Here is a 16,400-nt window from a genome sequence, read left to right as displayed (position 1 = left end):
GTCCGATGCGTTTCGCATCGGGCCGCGCGCCTGCCACGACCGTGTTGCATGCCTGCGCGAGGTTGCCGCCTGATGCTCGATCTTGTTCTTCGCGATGCATTGATCGATGGCCATCCCGGGCCGATTGACATTGGCATCAAGGACGGAGTGATTTCGGACATCAGGCCGGACCTGCCGCGTGCGACACGGGACATTACGCTGGACCGGCGCCTTGTCATTCCGGGCTTCGTCGAAACGCACATCCATTTGGACAAGTCGTGCCTGATCCATCGGACGGGGACCGGTCACCCAAACCTTCACGCCGCCGTCAGCGCCGTGGCGAAAGCAAAGTCGAACTTCACCCGCGACGACATAATCGAGCGTGCTCGAGAGACGCTCGGCCGGGCGATCGCGTGCGGCACGAACAGGATCCGTGCCCATGTCGAGGTCGATCCGCGGATAGGGCTCACGGGCTTCGAAGCCATGGTGGCCCTGCGCAAGGAATATCGCTGGGCGGTTGACCTGCAGATCTGCGTGTTTCCGCAAGAAGGACTGATCAACGATCCGGGGTGCGACGAACTGCTTGTCCAGGCGCTGGAGCAAGGTGCGGACTTGATCGGAGGCGCGCCCTACACAGATCGCGATCCGATCGGTCACCTGGCACGCATTTTCCGGATCGCCCAGGATTTCGATGTCGATATCGACCTTCACCTCGACTTCGATCTCGACATTTCCAGGTGCCAGTTTCTTGAAGTCTGCCGATTGACAGAACGTCATGGCTGGCAGGGTCGCGTCGCAATCGGGCATGTTTCCAAACTGGGTCTGTTGCGTCCGGCGTCGTTGGCCGCGGCGCTTCGGCATTTATCCGAGGCCGGCGTTGGCGTGACCGCCTTGCCTGCAACGGATCTGTTCCTGCTCGGCCGGGACATGGGTGCGCGCGCGCCGCGCCCGTTGCTCCCCCTGCGGGCCATGGCAGAAGCAGGCGTCAATTTCTCCATTTCAACGAATAACGTGCTCAATCCCTTTACGCCGTTCGGCGACTGTTCGCTTACGCGCATGGGCAATCTCCACGCCAACGTGGCCCAGGTCGACGACGAGCACGACATGTCGCTGATCTTCGCCGGCATCACGTCACGGGCGGCCAGCCTGATACGCGCGTCCGACTATGCAATTCGCGAAGGGCGGCCAGCCACCCTGGTCGTGCTGGACTGCGTCAGCGGCGAAGAAGCCATCCGGTGCGTGTCCAGCGCGCTATATGGGTTCAAGAATGGCAAACCCACCTTCACCCGCCTGCCTGCAACTTTGCACGCACCCGCTCTGGTCGCGAGCTGAGAACGGTATCTGTTGTAATACAGGCCATGCCCGAGCAATAGCGATGCCCCCATTGCTGCAATGCACTCAGGATGGCCGGGCGCGATCCAGGCGATCCTCGCAAACAGGATCATGCGACCGCAAAGGGGTAGGCACGCGCTGACACGAACCGTCAGCGCCCGTTTTGCAAGAGCGGTTGCACCAGCTGGGCGAGACGAGCACCTGCCGCATCCCACGAGAGCCGGGAAGCGCACGAGCGGCCAAGCAGGCGCTGTCGTTCCGCCATGGCGGGATCGTCCAGCAGGGCCAGGATCGCATCCCGGTACGCTCGGGGGTTTCCCGCCTCAACCAGCAAGGCCGCGTCGCCGCAGACTTCGGGCATTGCGCCTGCCCGCGCCGCCACGACGGGGGTATTGCAATGCATGGCCTCGACCGGTGGCAACCCGAACCCCTCGGTCAAGGAAGGAAAGACGAAAACCGCTGCCGAGGCATAAAGCGCGCGCAGTTCGCCATCGGAGACGAAGCCGGTAAAAACCGCGCCTTCGGGCGGCTTCCAGCCGGCGCGCCTGTAGCTCACCTCGTCAGGTCCGCCGGCAATGACCAGCTTCTGCCTGCCGGGCAAGGGCGATGCCATGGCATCGAACAGGCAGCGCAAGTTCTTGTAGCCTTTCGCCGAGCCGATGGTCAGCACATACCCACCCGGCGTCAGGCCATGGCGGCGCAGCATCGACGGATCGGGCGCCTCTGCCAGGATGTGATCGGTGCCGTTGTGGACGACTTCTATCTTCGCTTCAGATCCGATGCCGTTCGCCACGAGCGAGTCCCTTGCGAAGCGCGAGACGGTTAAGATCCGGCGCGCACGGCGCGCTATGCGCGGTAGGAGCGCCCGATAGGCCAGCGCCTGACGCCCCCTGTAATCGTCGGGATAGAGAAATGTCTGCGCGTCATGGATCATGACCACCGAATTGCCATGAACCAGCGGTGCCAGATTGCACAAGTTCACCAGAAGATCGCCTCGCGCGCGAAGCGGAAGCGTCAGCATTTCCCAGCCCTGGCCGGCCCCGAACGGCCCCTTGGCCGGATTGGGCACAAGTTCGGGAAATGCAGAAGGCGCCAAAGCGCCGGCAGGTGCCAGGAGCCGGACACTGTGGCTGTGCGCGAGACGCCGGATCAATTCGCGCGAATAGAGCGCCGCAGTCCGGTGTACCCCGTTGAGCGGGGCTCCAAGGAATTTCCCGTTGATGGCAATGCCCGCCATGATTCAGGCCGCCTCACGATCCAGTCTTTCCGCAAAGCCGATGGCCTCGAGATAGAGACGCGCGTCGTCTGCATAGTAATCGGAAATGAACTTCTCGACATCTGTGCCCAGATCGATGGATTCGTAACGGCCGGCGGCATCGGCGAAGACGCCGCTGTTCCTCCAGAGCGGATAGATGACTTTCCTCAACCTCTGCGGCAACACGCGGCGCCCCAGAATGCGGGCAACAGGCTGAAGCGCGCTGGCCCACTTGCGCGGTTCCCGCCGCGCATGCTCATGCGCGAATTCAAGATGCAGCCCGGCTTCAGCTTGCAGCCAATGCGCCGCAAGGTCGATCCTGTCGACCGGAAACACGGCCGACACGATCCGCTCTCCGGCGTTGTCGGCATAATCCCTCTGCCGCGAAAAATGGATGTATTCGACCGTCGCGAAAGCGCCGCGTCCATCCAGCCATTCGCAAACACGCGCAGCTTCCTCCCGAACCAGAGGATCGTCGGCCCGAAGCGTTCGCTTGTCTGCGAACTCACCCAGGCGTTGCATGATCGCCGAAAAGAAACGATCGCGCGGGGGACGCGCAAGGATGAAGCTCCTTGCCGAGCGGATCGTCGCCCAGGTCTGCGGAAAATGATCCGCGATGATCGGCAGCGGCAGATGCGCCGGCTTTACAATGCCGAGGCCGGGCACTTCGACTTCCTGATCCATCGCCTGCTCGGCGCCAGCCTCGCTTATGCCAAGATCGCTTGCCAGAAAGGACCAGGACAATCCGGCCTGCCGGACAAACGCATGACGCACACTCTTTCCCGCATTCTTGGGAACGTGCAGAAAGACCAGGTTTTCGGCGGGACAATGCAGCATCGTTTCGTCTCCCGGAATTGGTGCGTTCAGCCCGAGAAGGCGTGAAGGCTGAAGATGCGCAGGCGCATGGCCACAAGCAGGATCACCGCGCCGACCAGAGCCGCGCATGCAAGACTGACAAGAAGCGTCTGAAGGGGCGAGATCGCCATGGCAGGCAGAAACCGGAAACGGATCGCAGCAAGGACCAGTCCGTAAGCGAGCGCCAGCGCGCAGGCCCCCAGGAAGCGGCGCACGGCTGCGCCTGTGCTTATCCCGCCGCGCCTGCGCATCAGGTGGAAAGCCAGGGCGGTCATGACCAGGATCGCGATTGCCTGGCCCCAGGCCAGCACGCCCAGTCCGAATGGCGCCGACACGGCGATGGCGGCAACGCAAGTCGCGCCAGCAACGAGATTGAACATGACGACCCAACTCGTCCTGCCGAGCGCTGCGAAGACGGGTTCGACAAGCGACTGCCCCACCCCGGCCACTCCGCGCAGGGCCATGGCTGCCGTCACCACAAGAGCGCCTTCATATGAAGGCTGGAAGAAGGTGCTGATGACGTCCGGGGCGAGCACGATCACGACTGCCCCGGCCATTCCGCCCAGCAAGGCAATCGTCCCGGCAAACCGCGCCAGCACAGCGCCCAGATCACGGTCGTCGCGGCCTGCTGCACCGAACTGCGTCGCCGCAAAATTGTTCATCGGCTGCATCAGGATGTCGGTCGCCCCGGTGGCAACGCGATTGCCGAAGCGATAGAGGCCCACAGCGCCCGGCGAGTGGAATAGCCCCAATAGCAGATCCCCGGCGTAACGTGAGAGGAAGCCGAGCAGGCGCGAAAAATACAGCCCCCCGGAAAACCCCGTAGCTTCGATGGCGAGCTTGCGCGAAAACCGCATGCGCGGCCGGTCGCGCCCAAGGGAAGCGAACAGCACCGCGCCCGAAATCACCCTCAGGTAGCGCACGGCCACCAGCGCATAGAGCGAGTGCCAGAACCAGATCAGAAGCCCGCCCCCCACAAGGGCGATGATGTTCTGCAGGAATATGATGGTGAAATTCAACGTCACGGCCCGCCTTCGCAGAAGAGCTGCGGATGACCACGCCCCGACGCTTGCGAGGGGCTGGATGAGCGCCAGCAGGACAATGACCGTACCGAGATGCCTTGCCCCGAACAGCCACTCGATCGGAAAGGCCGCGGCGCCCAGAAGCAGCGAAGCCAGCGTGACGAGCCCGAAGATCAGCCAGAAGCAGGTTGAAAGCACGGCGTCCTCGTCCTGCCGCGCATTGAGTATGAACTGGTAGAAACCGGTGTAGGTAAGCGTCTGGATCATGACCACGAATACGATGCCCAGCGCATAGACCCCGTAATCGGCGGGCGGCAGGAAGCGCGCGGCAAGGAAGGTCATGACCAGCGTGGAGACCTGCTGCAGCGACCGCGCCACGAACGCGAAGAGAGCAATCCCGCTGCGCCGGCCAAAAGACCGCAGGTCTTTGAACCTGCGCGCCACACCTTCCAGTTCGTCGCTCTTGCGTTGCTTCACCTGATCCTCGCACACCGGGCCGAAAGGGGGCAGTGGACCGCGTGGCGGATCGACCGGCTTCCATTCGGGAATATCAGGCCGACCGGAGTTGGCCGCCTGCCATGCATCGCCTCGTTGGCGACACGTCACCTCGTCGGCGACTGCCTGCTTTTAGATGCCGCACCGCAGCAAGTCCAAGCTCGACTAGCTCCACGATGGACCCAGTTGCGGCAGCGCAAGGCCACCACCTTCGCTAATACGACGACATTCTCGGGAATTGAGGGAGGCTTACGACCGATGATCCAGGCCTTGCGCGAAACCGGAAAACGCTCCGCAGGCTGGCTGCTGAGCCGGACGAGCGACCTGTACAGCTACCGCAACTGCGTATTCATTCTTGCACACATGCGCTGCGGATCGACCGCCCTGTCCAACATCCTTTGCTCACGCGAGGATATCAGCGGCTACGGCGAAGCCCACGTGCGGTACGACGGCCCCGGGGCATTGGGCCGCCTTGCCATAAACCAGATGCGACGCGATGGCTGGCGACCCGGAGCACGGCTGCTTTTCGACAAGATCCTGCACAACCGGCACGATGAGCAGGCCTTGCCCCAGTTCTTCGATGCCCGGGCTATCTTCATCGCCCGTCGTCCGGACGAGGCGATTGCATCCATTGCCGACCTCTTCACCAGGCTGGGAAGAAAGGCCTATGACACGCCGCAGAAGGCTGCCGTATACTATGCAGAGCGCATAGAAGCCCTTTCAGATCTGTGGATGCGCTTTCCTGCGCACCGGCGCATCGGCATCAGGCACGATCAACTCATGCGGACCCCGAACGAAGCGCTGGAACGGATTTCAAGGCATTTGCATTTCTCGCCCGCTCTCAGGAACGAATACATCAGCACTGCTGCCTCGCGCGAACGCGGTGGAGGTGATCCGCTGGTCAGTGGCCGCCATAACCGCATCGAACCGAACCTGCTTCGACGAAAGGTGAATTTGTCCTGCGCCGACTTGCCAGCGCATCTGCGGGCGCGAGTGGATGAGGCCTACAGGCACCTCACCGCCCAGTTCGACAGTGGCCATCGAATTCCCATTACTTGAAGTCAGCAATTACCCCACACCACAGCATGGGATTCATCTTTCCAGATATTTATTGCATCGAATGCCCCCGATCCGGACCAACCGGACAAGGTTGCGCATTATCCGAAAGTCGTCGCAATGGCTGAACATCACAGTTTTACACTTTTTATCATATTCTTAACTGAGCAATCGCGCAAAGAAGAGAGCAAGTCGCAGCATAAGCCTGGATGAATTGGATGCAGTTTGGAGACAACTCTCGTTGTGCAGCCAAACGCACCAGTGATAGGAAAATGGCAGTAACCATAATTATCAGCAGACAATAAAACACAGGGGAATCATGTGAACAGGCCGATTATGGAAATAACTGTCGCTCACATGGACAATTATTTTTCGTTCGATACTGGCATAACCCACCCCATGAAGCCAGGCGCGTCGCCGATCCTCACTTCCTTCTTGTGGCGTCTATTCGACATCGTCGTGGCATTGGCTCTGCTCGTATTCGTCCTGCCCTTTCTCATTCTCCTTTCGATGATTCTCCTGGCTAGCGATCCTGGCCCCCTATTCTACCGGCACCGCCGGATCGGTTTCAGAGGCAGCTACTTCGACTGCATCAAGTTCCGGACGATGAAGGTGGATGGAGACGCGATACTCTCCGCCCACCTGCGCCGTGATCCGGCCGCACGCAAGGAGTGGGACGAAACGCGCAAGCTCAGGCACGATCCGCGCGTTACCCGGATCGGAGCCCTTGTCCGCAAACTGAGCCTGGACGAATTCCCACAGCTGATCAATGTCTTGCGCGGAGAGATGAGCCTTGTCGGTCCGCGCCCGATCGTCGAGGCGGAAGTCGAACGCTATGGCAGACACTTCGAACACTACTGCCTCGTGCGGCCCGGCCTGACCGGCTTGTGGCAGACCAGCGGCCGCAGCGACACGTCCTACCAGCAGCGTGTCAGCCTCGATGTCGCCTATGTCGCGCGAAAGGGCCTGCTTCTCGACACCTGGCTGATCTGCAAGACAGTGCCCACAGTCGTGCTGGCCCGCGGGTCTTATTGAGATGGGACAGCGCCCGTCAGATAAAGCAGAACCGCCTAGCCCGGCTCCAAAGAACATACCAAATGCTTGACCCAAGGCCCTCTCGCAGCGCCGAGACTGTCATGGTGCTCGGCGCGGGCATTGCCGGACTTACCGCTGCGGAGTGCCTCAGCGATGCGGGCTTCCGTGTCACTGTTATCGATCGCCGCAACGCCTGCGGCGGTATTCATCGGTCGCGCAGGATCGACGAATATACATTCGACGTCGGTAGCATCTTCTACGAGGACAACGCCCGGATCTTCTCCCTGGCGCCGGACATCAAGGACATGTGCCCTTCGGTCCGGCGCGTCCAGCGCCGGGTCAGCCCATCGGGCCGGCTCCTCCATTATCCTCTCGACGTGCGGGAAATGGCAGCGGAGCTTGGCATTGGCCTGGCACCTGCCCTGCTCGACCTTGCGCTATCGCGCCTCTTTGTCCGACGCGACGGAACCCTGGATGCGATTTCCCGGCAGCGTTTGGGGAAGCAGCTTTTCGAAGCGACGGGCCTGAAGGCCTACATGGCGCGCTATCATCACCGCGCGCCCAGCCGGATCGATGAGGAATTCTTCTTTCGCCGCATGGCGCAAATCGAAAAGTCGACCCGCCTGTCCGTTCTGCTGCGAACCGGTCTCGCCTCCCTGCTCGGCCCTTCCCATCGACCCGAACAAATCAGACGGCCCTTGCGTGTGCGACCAGAGTGCGGGTTCGAAGCGCTGTTCAGTCCTATCGCTGCAAGACTTGCCGCCAAGGGCGTTCGCTTCGAACTCGGGCAGTCCTTGGAATCCCTGCGCTTCGACGGCAAGGTCCATATGCTGCGCACTGACAAGGCATATCATTTCGCCGACGCCGTGGTCAGCACAATACCGCTGGACACAGTCCACAAGGCGCTGTTCGGCGAAGGTTCGGGTCTCGTCTCACTGGACATGACCACGCTCTTCGTCTCGGCCGACTGGATCGCCGCCGAGGCTGGCAACGTGCTGTTCAATTTCCATAAGGCGGGCCGATGGAAACGCGCCACAATCTATTCACGGATCTATCCGGCACCGGACGATCGGCGCTCCAGCATGCGCGAGTACCTTGCGGTCGAAATCACCGTCCCACCCGGCGAAGCGCACGATCCGCTATCGGCATTCGACGATTTCAGCCGACATGTGACGGCGCTCGGTATTGCCCGCAATCTGGCTCTTGAGGGCCACGAACAGGTTGCAGACGCCTATCCGCTCCACGCCCCAGGCACGAAAGCTAAGGTGCAGTCCCTCCTTGCGGCAATCTCGGCCAAGGGCATTGTCATGGCCGGCCGCCAGGGCCGCTTCGAATACCTTCCGACATCCAGCGGAGTGATCCGGCGCGTCATCGAGGAGCTGGAATCGGCAGGACTGGCGCTGCCGTCGCAGGAAGTCGCCGCGTGATGGCACATTCCCTGGCTCAGTCCTCAGCCCGGTCGCAAAGATCGTCGCAGGCCAGGCCGCGCATCCGCCTGTTCAATGTGAAGTTCAGTCCCAATCTGGGCGACGGCCTGCTTTCGGAATGCCTCGAACAGGCCCTGATCGACAACGGTGCCGATACGGACACGTGGTCGGTCGACTTGGCAGCGCGCACCGCTTACGGCGACGGGGCGCAGGCCAGGGCGCTGCAAATGCGGGTACTTGGATCCTTTCCGGATCCGGTGCGCAAGCTTGCAGTCCGTGCGCCACTGGCAATCCAGGGCCGGCGCTCCTGGATGCCGCACTACCTGCAATCGCTGGACGGAGCCCAGTGCGCCATCATCGGCGGTGGTAATCTTATCGCCGATCTCGACCTCAATTTTCCGACCAAGCTGTCGCTGGCGCTGACGGCTGCGGCCTGGTGCAAGCTGCCGGTGTTCATCTATGGCTGCGGCGTATCATCGCATTGGAGCCGTCAGGGCCGCTCGCTCCTGAGAAACGCCGTGCGCCGCGGTAATATCCGCAGGGTCTGGGTGCGCGACGAGCGCTCCCGCCGGATCTGGAACGATCTGATCGGCCGGGACACGGCACTCGAGGCCGATACCGTGCGGGACCCAGGACTGTTGGCAAGCCAACGCTATGACATCCGCCCCAATCCATTCGCGCGCAGTGAACCGGTGATCGGCCTCAACCTGACAAGCCCGCTTGCGGTTCGCTATCACGCCGGCAACGCGCCGGGGGAAGCTGCGCTGACGCAGTGGTACATCGCTTTGGCCCGCAGCCTGCTCGATCGCGGATATAGGCTGTCGGTATTCTCCAACGGCAGCCCGGAAGACCGCGAATTCACCCGCAGCCTGCACTTGCCGCTGATGCGCCTGGACAAGCTGGGGCACATCAGTTTTCCGGTTGTCGACACGCCTGCCGAACTCACGAGGCTGATCGCCAGCTGTGCAGGAATCGTTGCGTTCCGGATGCACGCAATCATCGCTGCCTTTTCTTGCGGCGTGCCCTTTCTGGCCCTGAGCTGGGATCCCAAACTTGAATCCTTCGTCCATTCGGTAAACCGCGCAGACTGGCTCTGCGCGCCCGTACTCACTTCCAGCACGGAAGCTGGGGATCAACTCGCCCGCGCAATTGCACAGGGAATTGCGCCGGGAGAACGGGCAAAAGTTGCCGATCAGACCAGGCAAGGCGTGGCGCTGCTCATGGACGAGATCAGCCGTGCCATCGGATAGGCGCAAGTCACGCACCATGGCATGGTTCAGGATGAAACCTGCTGTCATTCTTGCAGGTCTGGCGCTGACCTGGCTAAGCGTGCCTACGACTGCACCACACGCGAGCGAAGCTGCGGTAACATCCGAATTGCAGGTGCAGGCAATCGTCCGAAGTGCCGGTCGCCGACCGATGGCCCTGGGCGCGGCTTCGAACTTCTCCCAAGGCTGGAACGCCGCGACATTTGCAGCGGCACGGGAACTGCCGGTACATCGCTTTCGCGACGGTATCCGCTGGAGCGAAGCGGAGCGAATTCCCGGGCACTACAGTTTCGACAACAAGCGAACCGGCTACATCACGAAGTTGGGCGCTTCGGGACCCCGGCTCACGTTGACGCTGAACTGGGGCAATCCGCTCTACGACCACGGAAAGACGCCGCATTCCCGGGAGGCTATCGACGCCTTCGGGCGATTTGCCGCTGCCGTGATCGCTCAATTTCCTGCGGTTGACAGACTCGAAATCGGCAACGAGTTCAACGGCGGCAATTTCGTGAACGGCCCGGTTGCCAAGGCCGGGCTCGATGAACGACGACGCTATCACCTTGCCATGGTTCGCAGCGCCGCGAAGTTTGCCAAAGTAGTCCGCCCTGACGTGCTGGTACTGGGCGGAGCAACCCATTCCATGCCTGCCGGCTACCTTTGGCCGCTGTTGCAAGAGGATTCCCCGCCCGTCATTGAGGGCCTTGCGGTTCATCCCTATACGACCGCCATCGACCAACTCGCGAGGCAGATCGCGGTGCTGCGCAGAAGCGCGCGCGCTGCGGACATGCCGCTTTACGTGACCGAATTCGCCAGCCGCGATCCTGCCCGAGCCGCCGACGATCTGGTCAGGGCCTATGCCACGCTGTCTTCTGCAGGCGCGAGGGAGATGGACTGGTATCCGCTCAACGAGCGAGGCGATGGACAGGTTCCGTTGCTCGACCGCGACCAGCGCCTGACCGATGCAGGGCGAGCCTTCGGCTTCGTGCAACGCACTCTGGCAAGCCAGGTCGCGATCGATCTCAGCCCCGATCCCTTCACTTTCATCCATGCCTTCGGACCGCGGACCTGGGTCCTGTGGGGCGCTAAGCGGCCTTTGACGGTCGACACCAGGGCCATGGAGGCCTTCGATGCAAAAGGCGGCCGCCTGCCGACCAATCGACTGGCGATCGCGCCGGACCGGGCCATCATCCTGGTCGGAAGCCAATCGCTTCGTCTGGGCAAGAATGTGCATCTCGGCTGCAATGCCCTGATCGCCGACAGCTACAGCCAGCTCGCCTATCCGGCCGCCAATGCTGACGACGCCGCCCGTTTCAAACTGGAAAAGGATGGCTTCGAACGCTTCGTTCTGTCGGGTGGCCGGGAACTGCCGTTTCGGACCATGCCCGGCCAGCAAGAACGGCACGTTCCGTGGAATCCTTATCTTGGCCGGAGAGAATTCCCGAGCCTGCGGCTCACTGCGGATACCATGGCGCCCGCGCTGCCGTTGCCCCATGAAGCCAGAGCCAGGAAAGCAGGCCCTGACCTCGCGGGCATCGTTCATCGCTACATCGCCCGGCAGTCTGGCCGTCTTGTGATCAAGGCCAGCTTTCGATCCAGCCAGGAAAGCGGCCCCGAAGTCCAAATCGCTTTGAACCGCAATGCAATGCCTCTCCTGCTGCGGTCAGCAAGGTCTCAGGTCTCCATCGATCGAGCGATAGATGCCAAGCGGGGTGACAGGGTTTCGTTAGCAGTCACCGTGCCTGCGGGGACGAAGACCGGCCCGATCACCTACCGGATCCAGCTCTACGATCCAGACAAGTGCCCGACTGGAGCCGTCTCTCTAGCGAACTGATCGCGAGAGACTGCTTTTTCCGAGGTCGCCTGATTCGACTGAGAAGATTGCGTACACGGGGAGAGTACTCGGCCTGAAACGATACCAGCTCGAATTTTTCGCGTCCGTTTCCAGCATCGCGGAGGAAATCTCCTTTCCTGGCCCCTATGGAAGAATCCTGAGTATTTCACCAGAAATACCAGCCACTACGTCTACATGCGGCCAGCCGGTTTGATACGACGCAACGGCACTTCATCAGGCCAAATCCTGGAAAAAACGAAGCCGATAGCACGCAAACAGTAGTATATACACTTAGGATAATTCCATATTTCAATATAAATCACAATATCATCGATGAACTCAAAATAGACCGAATTACATTTACCAGATAACTACAGACTGCATTCAACCGGCACCCGTTATCAGGCTCTCATGTTCGCAGGAACAAGCGCACACATCACTGGCGCGAGACTGCGGCTGAAGAAAACATAGAGGGTCGTACATGTCGGAAATTTTGAATGTCGTCGCGGCATCCAGCAGCGTTGCGCCTGCCGGACAGTTTTACAATGACACCCGCGAAAACAAGCAATGGTACCTTGACGGGTCTTCGCTATCTCCGCTCAGCATCGATGTCCATTCCGTGTGGAAGGATTACATCGGAACCGGCGTGAAGATCGGTGTCATCGATTCCCAGATCGACTACACGAATACCGAACTGAAGAAGGCCTACGACACCGCAAACGATTTCAACTTTGCGCTCGGCACCGATGCGCCCGTCATCGATCCCGGCGATCTACCGCTGTTTCACGGCACTTCTGTCGCAGGCATAATCTCCGCCGAAGCCAACAACGATTTCGGAATTGTCGGCATCGCATCGGGCGCAAGCCTGATCGGCCTTGGCATCGACTACGATTCCAGCGCCGTCACCGATCAGATCGTTGCTGCGCTCAAGTCCTCAACCGGCCTCGATGTCGTGAACAACAGCTGGTCTTTCGTCTCGAACCTCGCCGACAACTTTGCCAAGAACGCGCAATATCAAGATGCGCTGGTTCAGCTCGTATCCCAGGGCCGCGCAGGCCTTGGCACCTCGGTCGTCTTCGCTGCTGGCAATGCCGGCACCAGCGGCACGTCGAATTATCACAACTTCCAGAACTCGCCCTACACTATCGCGGTCGGTGCGGTCGATCCGGACGGGGGCCCCTCTTCCTTCACCAGCCTGGGGGCCAATGTCCTTGTCTCGGCTGCGGGACGGGACATCTATACCACCGATCTCAAGGACCGGTTCGATACGGTCAACGGCACCTCATTCGCCGCGCCTGCAGTATCGGCCGCAATCGGGCTCATGCTCGAAGCCAATCCCGAGCTCGGCTACCGCGACGTCCAGCAGATCCTCGCCTACTCCGCACACCGTGAAGGCCTTGCCGATTCCGCCAATTGGGGCGATGGCTGGCGCACTAATGGCGCGAGCGACTTCAACGGCGGCGGTCTGCATTTCAACGATGCCTTCGGCTTCGGCTTCCTGAACGTCCATGATGCCGTGCGACTTGCCGAAACGTGGACAAGTCAGCAGACCTTCGCCAACCTCTCCAGCATATCCCAAAGCGTCGAACTGTCCGAGGGCCTCGTTGCCGGATCGCGCGATCACATTTCGGTCGGCATCGAGGTCGACGATGCAGTCGACATCGAGCATGTACAACTGGCGATGGATCTGCGCTGGCTCAATACCGGCGATCTTGACGTTTACCTGACCTCGCCGGACGGCACGCAAGTGCGCCTCGTATACGACATGCCCCATGACGACAGGATCGGTAACCTGCGCAATTTCACGCTCGGTTCCGTAGCTTCGATGGGGGAGCAGTCGGCAGGGACGTGGACGCTCGACATCTACAACCGCAATCCCGATGCAACCGACAAGAGCGGCAGCCCGCTCACCGGCGAACTACAGGGCGTAACCCTGACAGTGTCCGGAAATGCGCAGAACCTTGCCGACAATCTCTACATCTACACCGACGAATTTGGCTCACTGTACACGGGCGCGGATCTGGCCGCGCGCAAGGTCCTGCACGACACGAACGGAGGCAACGACACCCTGAACGCCGCTGCGGTGACTGCAAGTTCCGTGATCGATCTGAGCGGAGCAAGCCACAGCGTAATCGCCGGGGTGTCGGTCTCCCTCGATCCCAACGCGATCGAGAACGCCTATGGCGGCGATGGCGACGACGTGCTGATCGGCAGCAAGGTCGCGAACGTGCTGGACGCAGGGCGGGGGAACGATGTGATCTACTTCAGTTTCGGCAATGACCATATCGACGGCGGCCAGGGCAACGACACGCTTGTCTTCAATTGCAGTCTTTCCGCGCTCTCCGGCTATGTCGCGCAGGATGGCACACTGGCGATATCGGCAAGTCCCGGCGAAGTCTCATCCGTTTGCGAGGTCGAGACATTCGTCCTCACCGATGGCCGGTACAGCTTGGACCAGATCCTCGGCAAGTTCGGCAGCGGGGCTGAACCCGTTGACGTCCCGGAGACAAACGAGCCGGACCAGCCCGCCACGGACTCCGGAAACGAGGCCGAGGGGAATGCCGGAGACTTGCCGCACGGCGGTTCGGCCTGGAGTTTCGACGAAGCCTCGCGCAGCTACGACAGGCACTTGACCGGAACCGACCTCGGCGAGAAGATCGTGGGGACCAAGATGGCCGACCTGATCGAAGGTCTGACCGGCGATGACGTCCTTTTGGGCCGGGCCGGAGACGACGCCCTGCTGGGAGGCGACGGCGACGACAAATTGGCAGGCGGCACTGGCAGCGACCTGCTTCAGGGCGACAATGGCATGGACAAGCTTTATGGCGACGTCGGACAGGACAAATTGATGGGCGGGGCCGGCGACGACCTGCTGCGAGGCGGCGATGGCGACGACTGGATCGAAGGGGGACGCGGCAGCGACCGGCTTTACGGCGACGACGGCGCGGATATCTTCGTGTTCGACATGGCCGACCTCGACGGACTGGATGTCATCTATGATTTCAACGGCGCCGAAGGCGACCGGATCATGGTGACCGGTATCGGCACGAGCAGCAATGCCACCTTCGAATTCGTCTCCTACGGAACGAATACCTATCTCGAAATGCATGACGACGGCGACGTCATGCAGATCGCCCGGATCAAAGGGGATGGCCTCGACCATCTCAGCGTCGGCGCCGCCGATATGGGGCTGATCTGGGCATAATCCCTGGGGCAGGACGCGTCGCCGCTTTTCCGGACTCGGGGCGGCCGGAAAGCGGCAACGCGTCCGATCCTGTGCCTCAATGACAGCGGCCTCTGCCACGGCGGGGCCGCTATTCCCTTTGATTGAAGCTTCCGCTTGGGCATTATGCTCTGGATCGGATCATCGGCCAGCGCCCTAAGTCCGCCTGTCCACGCCTGAAATTCCGGGCCGACACTTGGCCGGGGGCTGGAGCGCGGCGCGATAGAAAAAGCCGGGCCGCTCCGATACCGAGGCATCTCGCCTGACAAACATCCGCGAATTTAAGAGGGTTGGGCGCGTTCAATGACGCGCCTTGTTTCGTGACGGGCCATCGCAAAGGTGGTTCGGCTCGCCGAAAAGACAAAAGGGACGCCGGCACCTCGAATGCGGGGCAGATCAACTTACGGATCTTTTGGAAAGGAATGTTCCGATGGCAGATGTTCTTGGCACTGACGGCGGCGACAATATTGCCGGCACGGCGGACTCCGACGTCATCTTTTCCGGTGGCGCGCGCGATGTCGTGAAAGCCGGGGGAAGCGATGACGAAATTCATGGCGGGGCCAATGCCGACCGCCTCTATGGCGATGAAGGCAACGACTTCATCCAAGGCGATTCCTCGAACGACAAGCTTTTCGGAGGCGTGGGAGACGACACGCTCGACGGCGGCGCCCAGAACGATCGCCTCTATGGCGGCGACGGCAATGACGTGATCATCGGCGGTGACGGTAACGACGTACTGTACGGGGACAATGCCGGTGACGGTTTCGACAACGAAATGGGCCTGGACACCTTTGTATTCGACAGCGATGACGGGACCGACAAGGTCTTCGATTTCGAAGTCGGATACGACACGGTCGAGCTGACCGACGGAGGCACGTTCAGTCTGTCCTATGCCGGCAGCAACACGATCCTGACATACGGGAGCACCACCGTCACCTTCTACGACGAACAGTTGACCGGAAGCGATTTCTCAGGAGCCACCCTGATCGTCTGACGGGCCGAACTGAAGGCGCCCTTTCAAAAGGCGGACACATGCGATGCCGGATCGTCGAACCCTACTCTTCGGTCCGGCATCGTTGTGCCGTCACGACTTTGGCGGCGACCGGGTGCTCTCGCCAACCTTCAAAAGGCCCAGATAGCTACGGCCACCCAGAAACAAGTTGAAAACGTCAAGGCAATGGCGAGGCCAAGCGCTGGTTTTCGTCCTTCCGATTGCGTGTCGGTATCGAGCGGAGCAGGCATGACCAGCCACGGAGAGCCCTCCGGCCCCACGCGCTTAGCACTCGGCACAGCCTTCGACGCAGGGCCGGAACTGCCCTGATGCATCGGTTTGCGAAGCGTTGAAGTTGCCATTTCCCAGTCCCCGCGTTGTGGCCGCGGTAATCCCCGAGCGCGACCTTCCCATCCTGTAACGTCAAGACGTTAATATTCCGCCATTGGGTTAGCCTGAAATCCCTTCCATTGGCCCTTACGGATATGGTTAAGTTGCGACTGCTGGTTTGCGCTGCCCTATTAACCGGATTTTCAGTCCGGTTCATCTGGACATCGGTAAGGCCACGCGGATTTCATCCGAATTCGGGCGTGGGCGGCTGACGAAACCGCAGATCAGGACCAAAACGGAG

11 protein-coding genes are annotated in these 16,400 nt (G+C 61.0%); 8 read left to right on the top strand and 3 right to left on the bottom strand.

Features of this window, described 5'->3' with window-relative positions; genetic code table 11:
- Window positions 1-72: 72 nt before the first annotated feature.
- On the top strand, window positions 73-1,311 hold the full coding sequence (locus JI59_RS13380) for an amidohydrolase family protein (protein WP_007012175.1): 1,239 nt from the start codon (window positions 73-75) through the stop codon (window positions 1,309-1,311).
- Between the two features lie 151 nt (window positions 1,312-1,462).
- Here the strand turns inward: JI59_RS13380 and JI59_RS13375 are convergent, their stop codons facing one another.
- The 3 genes from JI59_RS13375 to JI59_RS13365 are packed head-to-tail and all read right to left on the bottom strand — an operon-like array spanning window position 1,463 to window position 4,920.
- The gene (locus tag JI59_RS13375) at window positions 1,463-2,548 is read right to left on the bottom strand and encodes a glycosyltransferase family 4 protein (RefSeq protein WP_007012176.1); all 1,086 of its coding nucleotides are present in this window, start codon (window positions 2,546-2,548) and stop codon (window positions 1,463-1,465) included.
- A 3-nt stretch (window positions 2,549-2,551) separates the two neighbouring features.
- Window positions 2,552-3,403 carry a hypothetical protein gene (locus JI59_RS13370; protein ID WP_038576174.1) on the bottom strand — a complete coding sequence of 284 codons (852 nt, stop codon included), beginning with the start codon at window positions 3,401-3,403 and terminating at the stop codon, window positions 2,552-2,554.
- A 26-nt stretch (window positions 3,404-3,429) separates the two neighbouring features.
- Window positions 3,430-4,920: an oligosaccharide flippase family protein gene (locus tag JI59_RS13365; protein ID WP_238532486.1), complete on the bottom strand. Its 1,491-nt coding sequence runs from the start codon at window positions 4,918-4,920 to the stop codon at window positions 3,430-3,432.
- 276 nt (window positions 4,921-5,196) lie between these two features.
- Here JI59_RS13365 and JI59_RS13360 point away from each other — a divergent pair, with 276 nt between their 5' ends.
- The 7 genes from JI59_RS13360 to JI59_RS13330 all read left to right on the top strand — a co-directional run bounded on the left by JI59_RS13360 (window position 5,197) and on the right by JI59_RS13330 (window position 15,772).
- Window positions 5,197-5,997, top strand: a complete 801-nt coding sequence (locus JI59_RS13360) for a sulfotransferase family protein (protein WP_007012178.1) — start codon at window positions 5,197-5,199, stop codon at window positions 5,995-5,997.
- A 354-nt stretch (window positions 5,998-6,351) separates the two neighbouring features.
- Window positions 6,352-7,029 (top strand): sugar transferase, encoded by a 678-nt coding sequence (locus JI59_RS13355; protein WP_007012179.1) that lies wholly within the window; start codon window positions 6,352-6,354, stop codon window positions 7,027-7,029.
- 62 nt (window positions 7,030-7,091) lie between these two features.
- The gene (locus JI59_RS13350) at window positions 7,092-8,456 is read left to right on the top strand and encodes an FAD-dependent oxidoreductase (protein ID WP_038576172.1); all 1,365 of its coding nucleotides are present in this window, start codon (window positions 7,092-7,094) and stop codon (window positions 8,454-8,456) included.
- Window positions 8,456-9,706, top strand: a complete 1,251-nt coding sequence (locus JI59_RS13345; RefSeq protein WP_081473940.1) for a polysaccharide pyruvyl transferase family protein — start codon at window positions 8,456-8,458, stop codon at window positions 9,704-9,706. The genes JI59_RS13350 and JI59_RS13345 overlap by 1 nt, the downstream gene beginning before the upstream one ends.
- 31 nt (window positions 9,707-9,737) lie before the next feature.
- Entirely contained in the window at window positions 9,738-11,555 is a 1,818-nt protein-coding gene (locus JI59_RS13340; protein ID WP_138921316.1) for a hypothetical protein, read from the top strand.
- 481 nt (window positions 11,556-12,036) lie between these two features.
- Window positions 12,037-14,760 (top strand): S8 family serine peptidase, encoded by a 2,724-nt coding sequence (locus JI59_RS28010; RefSeq protein ID WP_007012183.1) that lies wholly within the window; start codon window positions 12,037-12,039, stop codon window positions 14,758-14,760.
- Between the two features lie 448 nt (window positions 14,761-15,208).
- Window positions 15,209-15,772: a calcium-binding protein gene (locus tag JI59_RS13330; protein WP_007012185.1), complete on the top strand. Its 564-nt coding sequence runs from the start codon at window positions 15,209-15,211 to the stop codon at window positions 15,770-15,772.
- Window positions 15,773-16,400 lie beyond the last annotated feature (628 nt).

Source organism: Novosphingobium pentaromativorans US6-1 (genome assembly GCF_000767465.1).
GTDB classification, from domain to species: Bacteria; Pseudomonadota; Alphaproteobacteria; order Sphingomonadales; family Sphingomonadaceae; genus Novosphingobium; species Novosphingobium pentaromativorans.
This window is presented reverse-complemented; position numbering and strand designations above follow the sequence as displayed.